Origin of the sequence: Streptomyces phaeolivaceus (assembly GCF_009184865.1) — a bacterium.
Taxonomy (GTDB): Bacteria; Actinomycetota; Actinomycetes; order Streptomycetales; family Streptomycetaceae; genus Streptomyces; species Streptomyces phaeolivaceus.
The window spans coordinates 4007768-4027923 of record NZ_CP045096.1; the positions used below are offsets into that span (position 1 = coordinate 4007768).

Consider the following 20156-nt stretch of genomic DNA (forward strand, 5'->3'; position numbering starts at 1 on the left):
GCGCGAGAAGCCCCACCGGGCCGCGGTCGCCGTCCTGCGCGCCGGAGCCACCGTCTTGGGCGCCGCGGTCGCCGTCCTGCGCGCCGGAGCCACCGCGCATCCGCGAACCCCCTCGCACCGCCGCCGAGTGCCAAGTGAGCGCCGGCGTGCCTACCGCACCGGCCGGTCGTCGCCGGACGGCGTCCGTACCGGGGTCCGTGACAGGAACAGCCCGAACACCGGCGGCTGCGCCTGGAGCATCTCCAGCCGCCCCCCGTCCGCCTCCGCGAGGTCCCGCGCCACGGCCAGCCCGATGCCCGTCGAGTTGCGCCCGCTGATCGCCCGCTCGAAGATCCGTGCCCCGAGGTCGGCGGGAACGCCGGGCCCCTCGTCGGTGACCTCGATCACCGCCTGGTTCCCGGTGACCCGCGTCCGCAGCGCCACCGTGCCCCCGCCGTGCATCAGCGAGTTCTCGATCAGCGCGGCCAGCACCTGCGCGACCGCCCCCGGCGTACCCACCGCCTGAAGGTGCCGCTTGCCCGAGCTGACCACGGCCCGCCCGGCGCTGCGGTAGGCCGGCCGCCACTCCTCCAGCTGCTGCTTGATGACCTCGTCGAGTTCGAAGGAGACCGCCGAGCCGTTGCGGGGGTCGCGGGAGTTGGTGAGGAGCCGTTCCACGACGTCCGTGAGCCGCTCGACCTGGGTGAGCGCGATGTGCGCCTCCTCCTTCACCGTGGCGAGGTCGTCGGTGAGGGTGATCTCCTCCAGCCGCATCGACAGCGCGGTCAGCGGCGTACGCAGCTGGTGGGAGGCGTCGGCCGCGAGGCGCCGCTCGGCGGTCAGCATGCGGCCGATGCGTTCGGCGGAGGAGTCCAGCACATCCGCGACCCGGTCCAGCTCGGGGACGCCGTACCGCTTGTGCCGGGGGCGCGGGTCGCCGGAGCCGAGCCGTTCGGCGGTCTCGGCGAGGTCGGTGAGGGGGGAGGCGAGGCGGTTGGCCTGGCGTACCGCGAGGAGGACGGCGGCGATGACGGCGAGCAGCGCGACCGCCGCGATGATCAGCAGCGTACGGCCGACCTCCCGGCTGACCGCCGAGCGGGACTCCTCGACGGTGACGACCTCGTCCTTCTCACCCTTGGCCTCATGGCGGATGACGTCGCCGACGGGCTTCTCGCCGATCTCGATCGTGCTCTGACCAGGGATCTCGATACGCGCGTACCGCTCGTCGCCGACCTGGTCCCGGAGGACCTCCGCGGTGATCCGTTCGTCGCCGATGATGCGGCTGTCCACGATGCTCGTCAGCTGGACCGCCTCGGACTCCACGCGTTCCTGGGCGCTGTTGCTGATCGTGCGGGTCTCGACGATGACGAGGGAGACACCGAAGACCGCGATGACGACGAGGACCACGGCGAGGGTGGACTGAATGAGACGGCGACGCACGGTTGCCCTCCGGGCGGGGCGGGGTGTTTACGTGGACAAGTGTGCCTCTGCCGTGCGGGACAGTCGGGCCTCGGCCCGGCTTCTCAGGGGCGCGGGGCTGTATCGACATCCGGCTCCGCCGCGTGGGCGCGACCAGCCACCACCCACCTGCGGCCGCCACACAGCCCACACCCCCTGGGGCGCCCGACTCACCCCCACCCGGCAGGGATCAGTTCTTCTCGAACCGGAACCCGACCCCCCGCACCGTCGCGATGTACCGGGGATTCGCCGCGTCGTCGCCGAGCTTCTTCCGCAGCCAGGAGATGTGCATGTCGAGGGTCTTCGTCGAGGACCACCACGTCGTGTCCCAGACCTCGCGCATCAGCTGGTCCCGGGTGACGACCCGCCCCGCGTCCCGCACGAGCACCCGCAGCAGGTCGAACTCCTTGGCGGTGAGCTGGAGTTCCTCGTCCCCCATCCACGCCCGGTGCGACTCGACGTCGATCCGCACCCCGTGGGTGGCGGGCGGCTGCGCCGGCTCCGCGGCGCCGCGCCGCAGCAGCGCCCGGACACGGGCGAGCAACTCGGCGAGCCGGAAGGGCTTGGTGACGTAGTCGTCGGCGCCCGCGTCGAGGCCCACGACGGTGTCCACCTCGTCGGCGCGCGCGGTCAGGATGAGGATCGGCACGGTGTGGCCCTCGGCGCGCAGCCGGCGGGCCACCTCCAGGCCGTCCATGCCGGGCAGCCCCAGGTCCAGGACGACCAGGTCGACGCCACCCTGCATTCCGGCGTCCAGCGCGGTGGGGCCGTCCTCGCGGACCTCCACCTCGTACCCTTCCCGGCGCAGTGCGCGAGCCAACGGCTCCGAGATGGACGCGTCGTCCTCGGCGAGCAGTACACGGGTCATGGGGTGATGGTAGTCCGAGGAGAACCGCAGGTGGAGGGTGATCGGCAAGCGTGATTCACACCTTTGTCCAACGGTTCTCTTACTTCCCCGGGGCATGATCCACTGCGGCGGGCGTTTCGTCCCTCCCCGGTGAAGATCCACGGCATGTGCGTGGAGGCGGTGCCCGGCTTCGGTGCGGATCGCGCGCCGATCCCGTGAACATGCCGCCGCCGCGTCGCGCCGCGTGCGGTCACGCCCCGTATCTCCGCGCCACGAACCCCTGTATGACCTTCGAATGTGCACTCATGGTTGCGTTCTTACCTGTGATCCGGCTCTCAAGCCCTTCCTTTTCCCGCAGCCTTCTGACGTATGGTGACGGAACGCCTGTAGCAACACGTGGGGACCTTTTGGCGGCACATCCGCGCTGAAGGTCTCTTTTCTGTGCGTAATGACCTGTGGCCGGGCCCCGAACACGCGGACGCGTCGACGCGATGACGCGATGACGCGCGTAGAGGGGCGTGGATCCCGGTGGTCGCCGTCCGCCGTCCCGCGACCCGGGGCGGAATCCCCGTGGGCGTGGGGTGGGCGTTCCGGCCGGCCGGTGCCGGCCGCCCCTCCACCGGGCGCGCGCCCCCACGACGCCGTCCCGACCTGCAAGGAACGACCATGGCGTCCAGCCTGACGAAGGACTCGGCCGGCCGGGGAACCCCCGACCCCGAACGCACCTTCTTCGGCCACCCCCGCGGACTGGCCACTCTCTTCATGACCGAGATGTGGGAACGATTCTCCTACTACGGCATGAAGGCCCTCCTCACCGTCTATCTGCTCTCCGGCGGCCCCGACGCCGGCCAGGGGAGCATGGGCGGCGGTCTGGCCATGGACCTGGCCACCACCACCACGATCGTCGCCGTCTACTCGGCGATGGTGTACCTGCTCGCGATGCCCGGCGGCTGGCTCGGCGACCGTGTCTGGGGCCCCCGCAAGACGGTGGCCATAGCGGCGGTCACGATCATGTGCGGGCATCTGGTGCTCGCCCTGCCGGGCGGTCAGGCACCGTTCTTCGCGGGCCTCGCGCTGGTCGCGGCCGGCTCCGGTCTGCTGAAGGCCAACATCTCCACGATGGTGGGCCACCTGTACGACGGCCCCGGTGACCCGCGGCGCGACGGCGGCTTCACGATCTTCTACATGGGCATCAACGCGGGTGCCTTCTTCGCCCCGCTGGCCATCGGCACCGTCGGCCAGGAGGTCAACTGGCACCTCGGCTTCGGTCTGGCCGCGGTCGGTATGGCCATCGGTCTCGCCGCGTTCCTCGCCGGCAGCCGGGACCTGAGCCCGCGGAGCGATGTCGTCCCCAAGCCGCTGGCGGCCGAGGAGCGCGCCTCCTGGCTGCGCAAGGGCCTGCTCTGGCTGGCCGCCGCGGCCGTCTTCTACGGCGCGGTGGGCCTCAGCGGCCACTTCACCCTGAACTGGGCGATGATCCCGCTGACCGTCATCGGCCTGATCGTCCCCGCCGGTGTGCTGCTGCGCATCAAGCGCGACAAGGAGCTGACCACCGCCGAGCAGTCGAGGATGACCGGCTACATCTGGTTCTTCGTCGCGGCGGCCGTGTTCTGGATGATCTACGACCAGGGCGCGTCCACGGTCCAGGCGTTCGGCTCGAACGACCAGAAGGTGGCCGGCTCACTGCTCGGCTTCGAGTTCCCGACCTCCTGGTACCAGTCGCTGAACCCGCTGTTCATCATGGCGCTGGCCCCGGTCTTCGCCTGGCTCTGGCTGTGGCTGAACCGCCAGGGCAGGGAGCCCGGCACGGCCGTGAAGTTCGCGATGGCCCTGGTGCTCATCGGTGTCTCGTTCTTCTTCTTCCTGATCCCGCTGGGCCTGGCGGCGGACGGCAACCTGGCCAGCCCGATGTGGCTGGTGGGCATCTACTTCATCCAGACCGTCGGTGAGCTGTGCCTCTCCCCGGTCGGCCTGTCGGTGACGACGAAGATGGCCCCGGCCAAGTACGCCAGCCAGATGATGGGCGTGTGGTTCCTCGCGGTCACCGCGGGCGACTCCGTCACCGGCCTGCTCTCCAACCCGGCCGTCGGCGGCTTCGACCTCAGCGGCACCGGCATGGTCGCCGTCGAGGCCGGGCTCGCCGTCCTCGCCGGCTTCGCGATCTACATGTACCGCAGGAAGGTCAGGGCCCTGACGGGCGACGTCAACTGAGACCGGCCGACACCTGACGGTTCATGGGAAGGGCCGCCGCACCTCCGGGTGCGGCGGCCCTTCCCCGTCCCTCACGTGGACGCGTCCTCCTGCGACGAGGACACCCGCGCGGCCCGCGACGCCCCCGCATCCGCATCCGCATCCGCATCCGTGTCCGCATCCGTGTCCGCATCCGTGTCCGTGTCCGTGTCCGTGTCCGTGTCCGGTGCGAACCACGGCAGGGGTGATGTCGTGCCGGGTTGGGGCGGTGGGGTGCGGGGCTGGGCGTGGGCGGCTGTCGTGGGGCGTGGGCCCGGGAGCCAGGCGGGGCGTGCGGGGAGGCGGGGTTCGCGTCGTCTCGTGTCGGGGGGTGTTCGTCCGGGGCGGGCGCGGTCCACCGCCGTCATGCCGAGGCGGAACAGCGCGGCCGGGACGACCAGGCAGAGCATCAGCCAGAAGAGGGTGACGCCCCAGGGGCGGCCCACGGTCCACGGCTGTTCGGCGAGGACCTTGCCGCCGTACGTGAGGGAGACGGTGTAGTCGCCGTGGGCCCCGGCCGCGAGTTCCACGGACAGGGTGACGCGGGCCTCGCCGCCCGGCCGGACCGTGCCGCGCCACTGCTGCTCCTCCCACTCCGGCGCGAACACACCGTGGGAGGTGCCGACCTGGAACACGGGGTTCTTCACCGGGGAGGTGCCGACGTTGCCGACGGTGAAGACCAGTTCGCGTGCGGGCGGCGCCCCGAACCAGGTCAACAGCCCGCTGGAGCCGGTCAGCCGGCCGTCCGTCAGGAGGGACAGCCGTCCGCCGGACGCGTCCCTCGGCAACGGCTCCACCGAGTGCCCGGCCACCTCGAAGGCCGCGTCCGCCGCCGCCTTCGGGCCCGTGATGGTGGAGACGTGCACGACGCACGGACACGGCACCGGCGGCTCCGCCACCGGCAACTCCCGCCGGAAGCCGCCCTCTTCGTCGGCGGTCACGGCCCGCCCGTCGGCGTTGGCGCAGGTGTCGGTGCCGCCGGGCACACCCCGCGCCGGATCGGCCTGACCGCAGATCAGCACCATCAGGATCGCCTTCGGGCGCCAGCCGTCCCCGGTCACGGTGACCGAACCACCGGTCCCCGCCTCCCGCGCGGACAGCTTCACGGTCGGCCCGTCCGCCGCCGCCCGCGCCGGGGCGTACGCCTGCGCGCGCCCGCCTTCGAAGGGCCCCACCGGCGCCGCGACGCACACGCCGAGCACGGCGAATACGACGAGCGCGCCGGGCACGACGCGGGCGACGCCAGCGAGGCGAGCGAGCAGCGGCGCCGGCTTCCACGGCCACCACCGCCTCCGCCACCGCCCCCACGGCCTCCGCGGCGCCCGCCGCGTGTACGACACCGGAATCCGCCGCCCCTTGATCACGTCCCGGCTCCCGTCAGCGACGTACCGCCTGGTTCCTGCGTGTCACCCACAGCACCCCGGCCGTCCCCGCGAGCAGCACCGTGCCACCGAGCGTGCCGAGCGCGACCGCCGAGTCCAGGGGCCCGGTCTGCGGCAGCTCCCCGCCCGTACCGCCCGTACCGCCCGTGCCGCCGGAGTCCGACCCGCCCCCCGTACCGCCGGAACTGCCGCCCGCGGCGGTGACGTCGAGCGTCAGCGACGGGCCGGGGTCGTTGCCCGGTGTGCAGGTCGTCACCGTGCCGAGGGCCTCGATGGTGAGGACGCCCGCGGTGAAGTCGACCTTGCCGGTCTTCTTCGGGCTGTAGATGCCGCTCAGGTCATTGATCTTGATCGGTGTGTTGGCCGGGATCGCCTCTTCGTTGGCCGACCCCGTCACCTTGAGCGTGCCGCTGTCGGCCCCGCCCAGCTCGATGGTGGCGCTCGGCGTCATCGCGCCCTTGCCCAGTTCGACCGGGCTCGACGAGACGCCCTTCTGCCAGGACATCGTGATCCTGTAGTTGTCGCCGCTCTCGACGCCCTTGATGTCGATCGGCGACACGGCGGACTTGTCCCCGATCGGGGTCTTGCAGTTGTACTCGACGTCCACGACCTCGGCATGGGCCACCGGGGCGGCCATCAGCACCGCCGAGCCGGCCAGGGCCGCGAGGGACGCGAGCGCGGCGGTTCGTTTCTGGTACGTCCGGTACGACACCTCGGCACCCCACATTCTGACGGAACATCAGATCGGCGGCTCAAGGTACGCCGGGGCCCTTGGAGAAGGAAGACACACGCAAGTGTCGGATGTGTGTCGATGAACGAGGCTCGCCTCTCGGGCGGCGGCCGTCACGGTCCCGTGGCCGCCGACGTGCGGTGCCCCCACGGTGCTCAGGCAGGTGCCCCCACGGTGCTCAGGCAGGTGCCCCCAGCTCGGCCCACACCGTCTTCCCGGCCGCCCCGGGAGCCCGTACGACCCCCCAGTCCAGGCACAGCCGTTGCACGATGAACATGCCGTGCCCACCCGGGCGCCCGGCCCGATGCGGCGTCCGGGGCGCCGGATTGCCGGTCCCCCGGTCGGACACCTCGATCCGCAGCACCTTGTTGTCGCAGCCGATCCGCAGCTCGGCGGGGCCCCCGGCGTGCAGACACGCGTTGGTGACCAGCTCGGACACCACCAGCAGTACGTCCTCGGCCGCCGCGCGCCGGTCGGCGGTGGCGGCGGGCAGCCACCCCCAGTCGTACAGCGCCTGACGGGTGAAGTCGCGGGCGAGCGGCACCACCCCGCTCTCGCCGTCGAAGCCGAGGCGTCGGGACCGACGGCTCGCGGCGGGGGCCTCGGGCGGGTCTCCGCCGGGCACCCCGGAAGCGCCGCCGGCACCCGGTTCCGGGCCGCGGTCGCCCGGCGAGAAAGGCCGGGTGGTGCTCATCAGCGCTTCACCTCACCGATTCACCGGTTCACGATTCAGGACTCATCAAGGGTGCGGGACGAAGGCCCGCGGTACGTACCGTTTTCAGCTGTCATCCGTTGCGCCATCCGTACTTCCGTCACACCTCGCCGTGCTGCCGAGCCGCTGCCGAACCGTCTCCGGGTCACCGCCGACACGTCCCCGTCCCCGACACGTTCAGGATGTCTCCTGCCCGAGCGAACCGTCAGAACACCCACGTTTTCGGCACAGAAGTTGTGACGCGAAGAACCCGCCGGTCGGGACGGTACGACCGGGACGGCCCTCGAACGCGGGGAACCGGCCCGACGCCCCGGGCCGACGGCACCCCGGCCGGCGGCCCTAGTCGCCCAGGGCCGCGTCAAGGGTGTCGTGGACGGTGAACACCGCGTCGGCGCCGGTGATCTCGAAGACCCGCGCCACCGCCGGGAGCATTCCCGCGAGATGGACGCCGCCGCCCGCCGCCTCCGCCCCGAGCCGGACGCCCAGCAGGACGTTCAGCCCGGTGGAGTCGCAGAACTCCAGGCCCGAGCAGTCCACCACCAGGCGGATGAACCCCTTGTCCAGACAGCTTTCGAGTGGCTCACGCAACAGATCGGCGGTGTGGTGATCGAGCTCACCCGCCGGGGTCACGACGGCGCTGGAGCCCTCTTCCCGCACCTCGACCCGTAGTCGGCCCGACTGTGCGCTGCCGACCGTTCCACGGTCCATGCCGTCTCTCTCCCGACCGTCGTGGCTGCTGACTCGCCCTCGAACACTACGCCTTCTCCACACTCCCCGACACCCGAACAACCCCTCAAAAAGGGACATTTCGCCACAGTACGCACTTGCGACGACGTCGTGAAACCGGGTAGGGCTAGTACTGACACCAATCGACACGGCCGGCCTCGGAGGCGCCGCACACCGCAGTGCACGTATTGGCATCGGCGGCCATATGCCGAGAACGATGGAGGACATCATGTCACCCCGGCTCGACGCATCGCATCCCCAGAGGGCGACGTCGGCATCCGCCCCGGAAGAGACGCAGGACGACCTCGCCCACGATCCGGGCGACGCGCTCGCCGACCTGCCGGAGATCCCCCCCTTCGACGAGGTGGGACCGGTGGACGCTCGGGCGCTGTCCAAGACGCTCTTCGAGCGGCTGGAGTCCCTTGAGGAAGGCACGTACGAGTACTCGTACGTCCGCAACACCTTGGTCGAACTCAACCTGGCCCTGGTGAAGTTCGCCGCCTCCCGGTTCCGCTCGCGCAGCGAACCCATGGAGGACATCATCCAGGTCGGCACGATCGGCCTGATCAAGGCGATCGACCGCTTCGAACTGAGCCGGGGCGTCGAGTTCCCCACGTTCGCGATGCCGACCATCGTCGGGGAGATCAAGCGTTTCTTCCGTGACACGAGCTGGTCCGTGCGGGTGCCGCGCCGGCTTCAGGAGCTGCGGCTCGATCTGGCCAAGGCCGGTGACGAACTCGCGCAGAAGTTCGACCGCGCGCCCACGGTGGGAGAGCTGGCGGAGCGCCTCGGGCTGACGAACGACGAGGTCGTCGAGGGCATGGCGGCGTCGAACGCGTACACCGCCTCGTCGCTGGACGCCCAGCCCGAGGAGGACGACTCCGAGGGCGCGCTGGCGGACCGGATCGGCTACGAGGACCACGGGCTCGAAGGCATCGAGTACGTCGAGTCCCTGAAGCCGCTGATCGCCGAACTGCCGCCGCGCGACCGGCAGATCCTGTCCCTGCGGTTCGTGGCCAATATGACGCAGTCCGAGATCGGGGACGAACTGGGCATCTCCCAGATGCATGTCTCCCGGCTGCTGTCCCGCACGCTGGTACGGCTGCGCAAGGGGCTGACGCTGGAGGAGTGAGCGCGGGCGCGCTCCGGGCGGCGCGCGGGACGTGAACGAACGCGTGCGAGAAAACCTGCGAGAAGACCTGCGAGAAGTCGGCCGGGTGCGGCGGGAGTTGCGACACTCCTGACGTACCCGGCCGAACTGTTCCCGGCCCGCCACGCATCTCGCCCCCTTACCGCAAGAAACCCCTTCCCTCCGGTTCACCTTCCGTCACTATGGTCACGCGCCAGACTGTTCGGTATGCCAGAAGCCGACGGGCGGACACGGGGGTGCGAGGAGGCACGAGGATGACTCGGGCTCGGGACGAGCGCCCCGGTGGCGACGACAGCCATGAGGCCCAGCAGGACACCGGCGCGCCGGGCGCACGCCCCGACGAGGGGGCCGAGCACCGGCACGCGAACGCGTCCGACGCACGGCTCACCACGCTGTTACGCGCCGATACGCCCGTCGCGTACACCGCCCTGCGCGAGTTGCGCGAACGCCACCGCCCCTCGGTCCTCGCCTACGCCCGGCTGTGCGGCGCGAGCGAGTCCTCGGCACGGGAGCTGGCGACGCAGGCGTTCACCATGGCCACCAAGGAGACGGCACGCGGCGTCGAGCCGACCGTCCCCTGGCGCCACCAGCTGCTTCTGCTGACCGTCCGGGTGGCCGCCACCTGGACGACCGACGGGCACGCGACCGGCCTCGCCGCCGCCCTGCGGCCCGTGCTGGACGCGGCGGGCCCCGACGGCCCCGTCCCACCGATGCTCGCGGCGTTCCAGTCCCTGCCGCCGCGTCCGCAGGGCCTCGTCTGGTACGGCGCCGTGGAGGAGGAACCGGACGACCGTACGGCCGTGCTGCTCGGTCTCACCGCCGACGACGTGACGTACAAGCGGGAGGCGGCGGTGCACGCCCTGCGCCAGGCCTGTCTCAGAGCGCGCCTCGCCGCCTCCGACGACCCGCGCTGCCAGGACTTCCGCCGGCTGATCGAGGAGTCGGTACGCCCGGACAACCCGCGCCACAGCACCGATCTGCGGGCCCACATGGAGCACTGCGTGCACTGCGCCGGCGCGTACGAGGAGCTGTGCGCCCTGCGCGACAGCCCGCGTACGACCCTCGCGGAGGGGCTGCTGCCGTGGGGCGGTACGGCGTACACGCGGGGCGTGAGCGCGGCGCGCAGCGGTGCGACCGCGTGGGACCGCGGCGGCACGCGGGACGGCGCGGGGGCGGCCTCTGACGGTACGGGGGCGTGGGACGGCGGACGGTACGGCGGAGCCGGCGGGCACGGTGGCGGCGTGGCCGGTGCGGGTGCGGGCGCGGGCGCTTCGGAGGACTGCGCCGAGCCGGAGTCCGGCACCGGGCCGGGGCGCCCCCAGCCGGGGCGACCGTGGGCGGGTTCCAGAGCGGGCGGTTGGGCGGGAGCGGCGGCAGCGACCGCCGCCGCGGCCGAGGCATGGGCGGAATCGGGCCTCGGGGGCGGGGCCGGCGTCGGCTCCGGTGCGGGGGCCGGCGCGGGTAGTGATGGCGGGGCTGGGGGCGGCGCAGGTGACGGCTTCGGTGCCGGTGCCGACTCCGGTGCTGGTGGCAAGTCCGGTGCGGGTGCCGATTCCGGCTCTGGCGCAGGCGCAGGCGCAGGCGGCGGCTCTGGTGCGGGTGTCGACTCCGGCTCCGGCTCCGGCTCCGGCTCCGGCGCGGGCGCGGGCGTCAGCGCCGGCTCAGGCGTTGGTTCTGGCTCTGGCAGCGGCTCTGGTTCCAGCCCTGGCACCGGGCTTGGCACGGGCACCGATTCCGGCGCTCGCACCGGCACCGGCATCGGTTCCGGGTTCGGCGGCGGAGCCGGTTCCGGCTCTGGTCTAGGCCCCGGTTCGGGAACCGGCTCTGGTACCGGCGCAGACATCAACTTCGGCGTCAGCGGCACGGGCCCCGGGGCCGGCCCCGATGTCGGCTTCGGCTCCGACTCCGGCTTCGATTCCAACCCAGGCAGTGGCCCCAGCTTCGACGGCGGCCCCAACTTCCGCGGCGGCGCCGACTTCGGTGGCGGTTCCCGCGTCGGCGTCGGCTTCGAATCCGGGCGCGGCCAAAACCGTGAGCGTGGGCCCGGCTCCGATGCCTCCGGCTGGGACCGACCGGCGGATGGGGCGAGGGCCAAGCCCGGGGGTGATGTCTTCGCCGGGGCTGAAGCATGGGGAGGTCCCGGGACCGGGGCAGAGGCGTGGGAAGGTCCCGGCGCCGGGGCCCCGGTCGGCATGGCCGCCGGTGTCGGAGCCGGGGCGGAGGCGGCGGTCGGTACCGTCGCCGACTCGGCGGACACGCCTGGGCGCAAGGCCAGGTCCAAGAGGGCGGCCAGGGCCGCAGCCGGGGCGGCTGTCGGTGTGGGTGAGGGCGCCGGGGGCTGGGCGGCGGCCGGGGATGACGACAGGGCGGCCGGGCCGAAGCCCGGGGGCGGTTGGTCGCCGGCGCGGCGGCTCGTGCTCACCTCGGTCGCCCTGGGCGTGGCCTTGGCCCCGCTGCTGGCGTTCCTCGTGTTCTCGGGCACGGTCGGTTCGTCGTCGTCCGACGACAACGCCGGTTCCGTGGGGACGCCCGCCGCCCCACCCTCCGGACCGGCGACCCCGACCGTCCCGTCGAGCCCGACGCCGTCCCCGACCCCGTCGGAGAGCGAGAGCCCCTCGGAGCCGCCGGAGCAGGAGAAGCCGACGAGGAGCCCGGGTCCGACCCCGTCGAAGTCGGGCCCGCCGACGCCCCAACTGCCGTACGGGCCGCCGCTGAACGGTGCCTACACCCAGGTGGTGAACGTCGGCTCGGGGCTGTGCCTGGACATCCGGGGCGAGTTGGAGAAGGGCACCGACGTCGTCACGGCCACCTGCTCCTCGCGTGCCACCCAGCGCTGGCGCGTCGATTCCGGCCGGGACGCCCTCCAGTCGTTCGCCGACCCCGATCTGTGCCTCGACAGCCGAGGGGCGACCGACGACGGCGTGGGCATCTGGGACTGCGACTCGCTGGAGGGGGACAACGGCGACAACCTCAGGTTCGAGGTCGACTCCCGGGGAATGATCCGCCCGGCGATCGCGCAGGGGCACGCCGTCACCCCGGACGCGCTCGGTTCCGTCAGCTTCGCCGAGGCCTCGGGACGCGACGGCCAGCGGTGGCGGGCGGGCGCCGGCCCGGTCCACACCTGAGGCCGCCGTACCGGGACAACCGACACCGTCCGGACCGCCGGTCAGACCACCCGTACGCCCCTGCGCCACACGCCCGTGACCAGGGGCACTCCCGGCCGGTAGGCGAGATGGACGTGGCTGGGCGCGTCCAGCAGCGCGAGGTCGGCGTACGCGCCCGGCGTGAGGCGGCCGATGTCCTCGCGGCGGAGCGCCCGCGCGCCCCCGGCCGTGGCCGACCAGACCGCCTCGTCCGGTGTCATCCCCATGTCCCGCACGGCGAGCGCGACGCAGAAGGGGACGGAGGAGGTGAAGGACGACCCCGGGTTGCAGTCCGTGGAGAGGGCCACGGTCACGCCCGCGTCGAGAAGACGGCGGGCGTCCGGCCACCGGGCGCGGGTGGAGAACTCGGCGCCGGGGAGGAGCGTGGCGACCGTACGGCTGTTCGCCAGGGCGTCCACGTCCGCGTCGGTGAGGTGGGTGCAGTGGTCCGCGCTGGCCGCGTCCAGTTCGACGGCGAGTTGGACGCCGGGGCCGTACGACAGTTGGTTGGCGTGGATGCGCGGGTGCAGGCCCTTGGCCCGGCCCGCCGTGAGGATCGCGCGGGCCTGGTCGCCGTCGAAGGCGCCCTTCTCGCAGAAGACGTCGATCCAACGGGCGTACGGGGCGCAGGCGTCGAGCATCTCGCCGGTGACGAGGGCGACGTACGCCGCGGGGTCCTCGGCGTGGTCCGGGGAGACGATGTGGGCGCCGAGGTAGGTCACCTCGTCCGTGTGCCGGGCGGCGATGCGCAGCGCCCGTGCCTCGTCCTCGACGGTCAGGCCGTAGCCGGACTTCGTCTCGAAGGTGGTCGTGCCCTGGCGGAGGGCCTCGCGGAGGTAACGGGTGAGGTTGGCCTCCAGTTCCTCGTCGGTGGCGGCGCGGGTGGCGGCGACGGTCGTACGGATGCCGCCCGCGCTGTAGGCCCGGCCGGACATCCGGGCGTTGAACTCGGCCGTGCGGTCGCCCGCGAAGACGAGGTGGGAGTGGGAGTCCACGAAGCCCGGGAGCACCGCCCGGCCACCGGCGTCGACCCGATTGTCAGTGGCGGGTGCTTTGCTTTGATCACCGGTCCACGCGATGCGTTCACCGTCGATGACGACGGCCGCGTCCTGGATCAGTCCGAGGGGCGAACCTCCCCCACTCTCGAATTTGCTCGAGCGGGGGGACCCCCATCCGAGGGAGGGGTCGTTGGTGACCAGGGCAGCGATGTTGGTGATGAGCGTACTCGCGGTGCTCGCCGAGTCGGCGGGGCTGACGGTCGTCGGGCTGCTCATGGCGTCCTTGGTTGCTTGGTCGGCGGTCGGGTCGGAATCGAGGGCCGGGGAAGGGGCCGGGCGCGGGAGCGGCCCGGCCGGGATCATCCGCGCAGCGCCGCGACGGCGTCCGCGAGAGCTCGCGGCACATCCGGTACGAGCGCGTGCGCCCCGTCCCGTACGACGTGCCGACCTCCCACCACCGTGTGCGACACGTCCGCTGCCGACGCGGCGAATACCGCGGTCTCCGCGCCGAGCCGTGGAAGCGGCCCCGCTGTCCTGACCGAGTCGAGCGCGATCGTCGTGAAGTCGGCGAGCGCGCCCGTCTCCAGGGCTCCCGCCTCGTCCCAGCCGAGCGCCGCGTGGCCGTCGGCCGAGACAGCCCGCAGGAGGGCCGCCGCCGTCCAGTGACCGCGCGTACGGGTGCGCAGCCGCTCGTTCAGCTCCATCGCGCGCGCCTCTTCGAGCAGATCGATGACGGCGTGGCTGTCGGAGCCGAGGGAGAGCGGGGAGCCCGCGCGTTGCAGGGCGGCGGCCGGTCCGATGCCGTCGGCGAGGTCCCGTTCGGTCGTGGGGCACATACAGGTGCCGGTGCCGCTGTCGCCGAGGAGGGCGATGTCCTCGTCGGTGAGGTGGGTGTTGTGGACGCCGGTCGTGCGGGGCCCCAGCACGCCGTGTTCGGCGAGGAGCTGGGTGGGCGTGCGGCCGTGGGCCTCCTGGCAGGCGTCGTTCTCCGCCGTCTGCTCCGACAGGTGCACATGCAGCGGGGCCCGCCGCTCCTCGGCCCATCGCGCCACGGTCGCCAACTGCCCGGCCGGCACGGCCCGTACGGAGTGCACGGCCGCACCGATCCGCGCGTGATCCCGGTCCTTGAGAACTGAACAGCGTTCCGCCCAGGCCTCCGCCGTGCCGTCGGAGAAGCGGAGCTGGTGGCGGTCGGGTGCCTTGCCGAAGCCGGCGGAGAGGTAGGCGGTGTCGAGGAGGGTGATCCGGATGCCCGCCTCGGCGGCGGCCTCGATGAGTGCCTCGCCCATGGCGTTCGGGTCGGCGTAGGGGGTGCCGCCCGGGGCGTGGTGGACGTAGTGGAACTCGCCCACCGCCGTGATTCCGGCCAGCGCCATCTCCGCGTACACCGCCCGCGCGAGCGCGTGGTAGGTGTCCGGGGTCAGCCGGTCCGCCACCCGGTACATGACCTCGCGCCAGGTCCAGAAAGTCCCCGAGCCGACCTGAACCGTGCCGCGCAGGGCCCGGTGGAAGGCGTGGCTGTGGGCGTTGGCGAGGCCGGGCAGGGTGAGGCCGCGCAGGACGACCGCGCCCGGCGGCGGGGTGGGTGTCTCGGTGCGGACGGCGGTGATACGGCCGTCGCCGCCGCCCGAGCCGTCGATGCCGCCCGAGCCGTCGGTGGTCACCGTGAGGGTCACGCCGGGCTCGACGTTCGTGCCGAGCCAGGCGTGTTCGAGCCAGTAGGTCGTCTCCGTCACCTGCGGACCAGCCCTTCCAGTACGTCGGCGAGCGCGGTCACCCCGGCCAGGCAGTCGTCCTCGGCCGCGTGCTCGGCCGGGGAGTGCGAGACGCCTGTCGGGTTGCGCACGAACAGCATGGCGGTCGGGACGGTCCCGGAGAGGATCCCGGCGTCGTGTCCGGCACCGGTGCCGAGCACCGGCACCTTCAGATCGGCCGTGTCCCGGCCCAGGATGCGCGCGATCTCGTCCCGCAGCGCGTGCTCGAACTCGACGACGGGGGTGAAGGACTCGCGCACGATGTCCAGCTCGATGCCGTGCTCGCGGGCGTAGTCGCGGGCCGCCTCCTCGATCGCGCCGACGACCGTGTCCAGGGTCGCCTGGTCCTCGGCGCGGGAGTCGAGCCAGCCGCGTACGAGGGAGGGGATGGCGTTGACGCCGTTCGGTTCGACGGAGATCTTGCCGAAGGTGGCCACGGCCCCGGCGAGCCGTGCCTCGCGGCGGGCGGCGAGCACGGTCTCCGCGTACGACAGCATGGGGTCGCGGCGGTCGACGAGCCGGGTCGTCCCGGCGTGGTTGGCCTCGCCCCGGAAATCGAACCGCCACCGGCCGTGCGGCCAGATGGCGCTGGCGATGCCGACGGCGTCCCCGGACAGGTCCAGGGCCCGCCCCTGCTCGACATGCAACTCGACGAACGCGCCGATCCGCGCGAGCCGCTCGGGGTCCGGTCCGATGCGCTCCGGGTCGTACCCGGCGGCCTCCATCGCCCGCGGCAGCGTGATCCCGTCCCCGTCGGTCAGCCGCCCCGCCTGTTCGACGGTCAGCTGCCCGGCGGCCAGCCGGGACCCGACGCAGGCCAGCCCGAACCGGGCGCCTTCCTCGTCACCGAAGTTGACGATCCCGAAGGGCTTGTCGAACCGTGTGCCCCTGGCCCGCAGTTCGTCGAGCGCGGCGAAGGACGAGACGACACCAAGGGGGCCGTCGAAGGCGCCGCCGTCGGGCACGGAGTCCAGATGCGACCCGGTGACGACGGCGTCCCCGGCGGCGGGGTCCCCGAGCCAGGCCCACTGGTTCCCGTTCCGGTCGACCTCGTACTCCAGCCCCCGCCCCCGGGCCTGCCCCTCGAACCACTCCCGGCACTCGGCGTCGGCCCCGGTCCACGCGAACCGCCGATACCCACCGGACCCGGAGTCCCGCCCGATGGGCCGAAGCTCCCGCCACATCTCGTGGAAGGAGGCACCGCCGGCGACGGGCTGCGCACCACCGCCACCGGGCACAGCCGCGGGCCGGTGGCCGCCGTCGGCCACCTCAGGCCGCACCCCGTCGGACCGGTCACTTCCCCGTACAGGCTGTGGGCAGTCGTTCCGCAGGGCGGAACGGATGGGCACAGCCGGGCCCGCGGTCGGCGACGAGGCATCGACCCCCACCGGGGAGTCTCCGCTTCGTCCGCCCTCGCTTCGGGTCACGCGTCGCCACCCTCGCGCATCGGCACCCGCACTCCCCGCTCATCGGCGACCGACTCCGCGATGTCGTAGCCCGCGTCGACGTGCCGGATGACACCCATGCCGGGGTCGTTGGTCAGCACCCGGCGGATCTTCTCGCCGCCGAGCTTCGTACCGTCGGCGACCGTCACCTGGCCGGCGTGGATGGACCGCCCCATGCCCACGCCACCACCGTGGTGCAGGGACACCCAGGACGCCCCGGAGGCCACGTTGACCATCGCGTTGAGCAGCGGCCAGTCGGCGATCGCGTCGGACCCGTCGAGCATGGCCTCGGTCTCGCGGTAGGGGGAGGCGACGGAGCCGCAGTCGAGGTGGTCGCGGCCGATCGCGAGCGGCGCGGCCAGTTCACCGGAGGCGACCATGTCGTTGAAGCGCTCGCCCGCCTTGTCCCGCTCGCCGTAGCCGAGCCAGCAGATGCGTGCCGGGAGGCCCTGGAAGTGGACGCGCTCGCCGGCCATCTTGATCCAGCGGTGGAGGGACTCGTTCTCGGGGAAGAGGTCGAGGATCGCCCTGTCGGTCCTGGAGATGTCGGCGGGGTCGCCGGAGAGGGCCGCCCACCGGAAGGGGCCCTTGCCCTCGCAGAACAGCGGCCGGATGTAGGCGGGGACGAAGCCGGGGAAGGCGAACGCCCGCTCGTATCCGGCGAGTTGGGCCTCGCCGCGGATGGAGTTGCCGTAGTCGAAGACCTCGGCTCCGGCGTCCATGAAGCCGACCATGGCCTCGACGTGCCGCGCCATGGACTCGCGGGCCCGGGTGGTGAAGCCGGCCGGGTCCTTGGCGGCGGCGGACGCCATGTCGTCGAAGTCCACGCCCACCGGGAGGTAGGCCAGCGGGTCGTGCGCGGAGGTCTGGTCGGTGACGATGTCGACGGGGGCGCCCTCGGCGAGCATGCGCGGCAGCAGCTCGGCGGCGTTGCCCAGCAGGCCGATGGAGAGCGGGCGGCGGGCGTCCCGGGCCTCGACCGCGAGCCGGAGGGCGTGTTCCAGGCTGTCGGCCCTGACATCGAGGTAGCGGTGCTTGATGCGGCGCTCGATCGCGCGCGGGTCGACGTCGATACAGATCGCGACGCCGTCGTTCATGGTCACGGCGAGGGGCTGGGCGCCGCCCATGCCGCCGAGGCCGGCGGTCAGGGTGATCGTCCCGGCGAGGGTGCCGCCGAACTTCTTGGCGGCGACGGCGGCGAAGGTCTCGTAGGTGCCCTGGAGGATGCCCTGGGTGCCGATGTAGATCCAGGAGCCGGCGGTCATCTGGCCGTACATGGTCAGCCCGAGCTGTTCCAGTCGGCGGAACTCCTCCCAGTTGGCCCAGTCGCCGACGAGGTTGGAGTTGGCGATGAGGACGCGGGGGGCCCACTCGTGGGTCTGCATGACACCGACGGGGCGGCCGGACTGGACGAGCATGGTCTCGTCCTGCTTGAGGGTGCGCAGCGTGCGGACCATGGCGTCGAAGGAGCGCCAGTCACGGGCGGCCTTGCCCGTGCCGCCGTAGACGACGAGCTTGTCGGGGTGCTCGGCGACCTCGGGGTCGAGGTTGTTCTGCAGCATGCGCAGGGCGGCTTCCTGCTGCCAGCCCAGGGTGCTGAGTTCCGTGCCTCGCGGCGCTCGGACGGGGCGGGGTCCTGACACGGTCTGCCTCCTCGCTTTACAGCAACTATTCACATCCTGATTTGATGAATAGAGCTAGTCAATACGGCCGTAGGGCCAGCGCCGACGCGCCTCGGATGTTTGGCTGGACACATCGGCCCTCATCCGGGCCAGGACGACGACAGCGAAGACGGCACGACGGACAGCGCTGCAGACGGCAGACGGCAGACGGCAGATGACGCGGCGGACGACATGACAGCGGGGGAAGAGATGGGAGACGTGACGAACGGGATCGCTGGGGAGGGGCCGGCCGGGGGCCGGGCCCACCCGCAGGACGAGGCAGACGCCGAGCGCACGCTGCGGCTGTTCGACACCGACGGCGAGCGGGCGGCCCGGCGGGACGAGGCCGTGCGGGCGGCGGTGGAGCGGGGGTTGCTCGGCCCCGGCACCCCGGTCGTCGCGCTGCTGGACGTCACCGGGATCCGGGCCTCGGCGGGGGCGCTGCGCAGGGCGTTCGACGCGGTGACGGCGCCGGGGACACCGGTGCTGCACGCGTTCGCGGTGAAGGCGACACCGCTGGTGCCGGTGCTGCGGCTGCTGCGCGAGGCCGGGATCGGCGCGGAGGTGGCGAGCGCCGGGGAGCTGGCCCTGGCGCGGGCGGCCGGGGTGTCACCCGGGCGGACCGTGCTGGACTCGCCCGCCAAGACCCCGGCGGAGCTGCGGGAGGCTCTGGCGCTGGGCATCGCGGTCAACGCGGACAATCCGCAGGAGCTGGACCGTATCGACGCCCTCGTCCGGTCGGCGACCACTCGCTCGCCGATCGGCATCCGGGTGAATCCGCAGGTGGGAGCCGGGGCGATCGACGCGCTGTCCACGGCGACGGCCACCTCGAAGTTCGGGGTGGCACTCCGGGACGAGGGCGCCCGGGAGTGGGTCGTCCAGGCGTATCTGGACCGGCCCTGGCTGAGCCGGCTGCACGCGCACACCGGGTCGCAGGGGATGCCCCTGTCGCTGATGACCCGGGGGATCACGGAGACGTACGAGCTGGCGGAGGAGATCAACCGGCGGATCGGGCGGCGGCAGATCGACACCATCGACATCGGCGGCGGGCTGCCGGTGAACTTCGCGTCGGAGGCGGCGACACCGACGTACGAGCAGTACGCGCGGCTGCTGGCGGAGGCGGTGCCGGGGCTGTTCGACGGGCGGTACGGGCTGGTGACCGAGTTCGGGCGGTCGCTGCTGGCGAAGCACGGGACGGTAGTCGCGCGGGTGGAGTACACCAAGAGCGCGGGCGGGCGGGCCATCGCGGTCACGCACGCCGGGGTGCAGGTGGCGACGCGGACGGTGTACGCGCCCGGGTCCTGGCCGCTGCGGATCGCCGCGTACGACGCGAAGGGGCGGGTGAAGGAGGGGCCGGGGGTGGTGCAGGACGTGGCCGGGCCCGCCTGTTTCGCGGGGGATCTGCTGGCCGAGGGGCGGTCGCTGCCGTTGTTCGAACCCGGGGACTACGCGGGCGCGTTGGACACCGGGGCGTACTACTTCGCGCACCACTACGCGTACATCTCCCTTCCTCGGCCAGGTATTTACGGGTACGCGCCGGGGGAGGGCGGGATGCGGTTCGCGGTGGTGCGGCGGGCGCAGAGTGTGGAGGAGATCGTGGCCGAGGCGGGGGGAGTTGAGCGGGCGGGGCTGTTGGGGCTTTGACGGCCGCCTTCGCATTCGGGTGGGAACTGTGGGATGGCGGCTGCGGGTTGTCCGTGGCTGATCGCGCCCACGCGGCGGAGCCGCACATGTCGCTGCCCCGCGCCCCGGGTTGCCCGGGGGCGCCCGGCGGTGACAACTGCTCCCGCTCCTACGCCCCTCACCACCCCCAGAATGATGGGTGCCCGGCGGCTCCTCCGCGCCCTGCATGCGGGGCAGCCGCATAGGCCCACCTCAGCGCGTCGGCACGCCGCCCGGACCCCAACAGCGGTGAAAACCAGGCAAGTCGACCCACCTTAGT

The 20156-nt window shown here is 72.6% G+C and carries 14 protein-coding genes; 4 read left to right on the plus strand and 10 right to left on the minus strand.

Features of this window, described 5'->3' with window-relative positions; translation table 11 throughout:
• Positions 1-150 precede the first annotated feature (150 nt).
• A complete protein-coding gene (locus tag F9278_RS18740) occupies positions 151-1419 on the minus strand; it encodes an ATP-binding protein (RefSeq protein ID WP_152169395.1) in 1269 nt (422 codons plus the stop codon).
• A 208-nt stretch (positions 1420-1627) separates the two neighbouring features.
• Entirely contained in the window at positions 1628-2305 is a 678-nt protein-coding gene (locus F9278_RS18745) for a response regulator transcription factor (protein WP_028797028.1), read from the minus strand.
• A gap of 645 nt (positions 2306-2950) precedes the next feature.
• Here F9278_RS18745 and F9278_RS18750 point away from each other — a divergent pair.
• Positions 2951-4495 carry a peptide MFS transporter gene (locus tag F9278_RS18750; RefSeq protein ID WP_152169396.1) on the plus strand — a complete coding sequence of 515 codons (1545 nt, stop codon included), beginning with the start codon at positions 2951-2953 and terminating at the stop codon, positions 4493-4495.
• A 71-nt stretch (positions 4496-4566) separates the two neighbouring features.
• On the opposite strand, the gene F9278_RS18760 is transcribed toward F9278_RS18750, so the two are convergent.
• From F9278_RS18760 to F9278_RS18780, 4 genes are all read right to left on the minus strand, one after another.
• Positions 4567-5688: a hypothetical protein gene (locus F9278_RS18760; RefSeq protein ID WP_226967304.1), complete on the minus strand. Its 1122-nt coding sequence runs from the start codon at positions 5686-5688 to the stop codon at positions 4567-4569.
• A 202-nt stretch (positions 5689-5890) separates the two neighbouring features.
• Positions 5891-6622, minus strand: coding sequence for an LPXTG cell wall anchor domain-containing protein (locus tag F9278_RS18770; RefSeq protein WP_152169398.1), 732 nt, complete (start codon positions 6620-6622; stop codon positions 5891-5893).
• Positions 6623-6803: 181 nt separating this feature from the next.
• Entirely contained in the window at positions 6804-7319 is a 516-nt protein-coding gene (locus F9278_RS18775; protein ID WP_152169399.1) for an ATP-binding protein, read from the minus strand.
• Positions 7320-7676: 357 nt separating this feature from the next.
• Positions 7677-8045, minus strand: a complete 369-nt coding sequence (locus F9278_RS18780; RefSeq protein ID WP_152169400.1) for an STAS domain-containing protein — start codon at positions 8043-8045, stop codon at positions 7677-7679.
• A 235-nt stretch (positions 8046-8280) separates the two neighbouring features.
• Between F9278_RS18780 and F9278_RS18785 the strand changes: the two genes are divergently transcribed.
• On the plus strand, positions 8281-9195 hold the full coding sequence (locus F9278_RS18785) for an RNA polymerase sigma factor SigF (protein WP_152169401.1): 915 nt from the start codon (positions 8281-8283) through the stop codon (positions 9193-9195).
• A gap of 272 nt (positions 9196-9467) precedes the next feature.
• On the plus strand, positions 9468-12338 hold the full coding sequence (locus tag F9278_RS48480) for an RICIN domain-containing protein (protein ID WP_319023110.1): 2871 nt from the start codon (positions 9468-9470) through the stop codon (positions 12336-12338).
• Positions 12339-12379: 41 nt separating this feature from the next.
• On the opposite strand, the gene hutI is transcribed toward F9278_RS48480, so the two are convergent.
• From hutI to hutU, 4 genes are all read right to left on the minus strand, one after another.
• Entirely contained in the window at positions 12380-13717 is a 1338-nt protein-coding gene (hutI, locus tag F9278_RS18800) for an imidazolonepropionase (RefSeq protein ID WP_152169402.1), read from the minus strand.
• A complete protein-coding gene (locus tag F9278_RS18805) occupies positions 13714-15090 on the minus strand; it encodes a formimidoylglutamate deiminase (protein ID WP_152169403.1) in 1377 nt (458 codons plus the stop codon). The genes hutI and F9278_RS18805 overlap by 4 nt, the downstream gene beginning before the upstream one ends.
• A complete protein-coding gene (locus F9278_RS18810) occupies positions 15087-16292 on the minus strand; it encodes an allantoate amidohydrolase (protein WP_152173947.1) in 1206 nt (401 codons plus the stop codon). The genes F9278_RS18805 and F9278_RS18810 overlap by 4 nt, the downstream gene beginning before the upstream one ends.
• A 239-nt stretch (positions 16293-16531) precedes the next feature.
• Positions 16532-18196, minus strand: a complete 1665-nt coding sequence (gene hutU / locus F9278_RS18815; RefSeq protein ID WP_152169404.1) for a urocanate hydratase — start codon at positions 18194-18196, stop codon at positions 16532-16534.
• Positions 18197-18424: 228 nt separating this feature from the next.
• On the opposite strand from hutU, the gene F9278_RS18820 reads away from it, so the two are divergent.
• Positions 18425-19858 (plus strand): type III PLP-dependent enzyme domain-containing protein, encoded by a 1434-nt coding sequence (locus F9278_RS18820; protein WP_226966806.1) that lies wholly within the window; start codon positions 18425-18427, stop codon positions 19856-19858.
• Positions 19859-20156 lie beyond the last annotated feature (298 nt).

What these genes read in the sequence shown, in the direction of transcription:
- F9278_RS18745 (WP_028797028.1), bottom strand. Translation starts at nt 2,305, where the DNA reads ATGACCCGTGTACTGCTCGCCGAGGACGACGCGTCCATCTCGGAGCCG.
- F9278_RS18750 (WP_152169396.1), top strand. Translation starts at nt 2,951, where the DNA reads ATGGCGTCCAGCCTGACGAAGGACTCGGCCGGCCGGGGAACCCCCGAC.
- F9278_RS18770 (WP_152169398.1), bottom strand. Translation starts at nt 6,622, where the DNA reads ATGTGGGGTGCCGAGGTGTCGTACCGGACGTACCAGAAACGAACCGCC.
- F9278_RS18775 (WP_152169399.1), bottom strand. Translation starts at nt 7,319, where the DNA reads ATGAGCACCACCCGGCCTTTCTCGCCGGGCGACCGCGGCCCGGAACCG.
- F9278_RS18780 (WP_152169400.1), bottom strand. Translation starts at nt 8,045, where the DNA reads ATGGACCGTGGAACGGTCGGCAGCGCACAGTCGGGCCGACTACGGGTC.
- F9278_RS18785 (WP_152169401.1), top strand. Translation starts at nt 8,281, where the DNA reads ATGGAGGACATCATGTCACCCCGGCTCGACGCATCGCATCCCCAGAGG.
- F9278_RS48480 (WP_319023110.1), top strand. Translation starts at nt 9,468, where the DNA reads ATGACTCGGGCTCGGGACGAGCGCCCCGGTGGCGACGACAGCCATGAG.
- hutI (WP_152169402.1), bottom strand. Translation starts at nt 13,717, where the DNA reads ATGATCCCGGCCGGGCCGCTCCCGCGCCCGGCCCCTTCCCCGGCCCTC.
- F9278_RS18810 (WP_152173947.1), bottom strand. Translation starts at nt 16,292, where the DNA reads ATGTGGCGGGAGCTTCGGCCCATCGGGCGGGACTCCGGGTCCGGTGGG.
- F9278_RS18820 (WP_226966806.1), top strand. Translation starts at nt 18,425, where the DNA reads ATGGGAGACGTGACGAACGGGATCGCTGGGGAGGGGCCGGCCGGGGGC.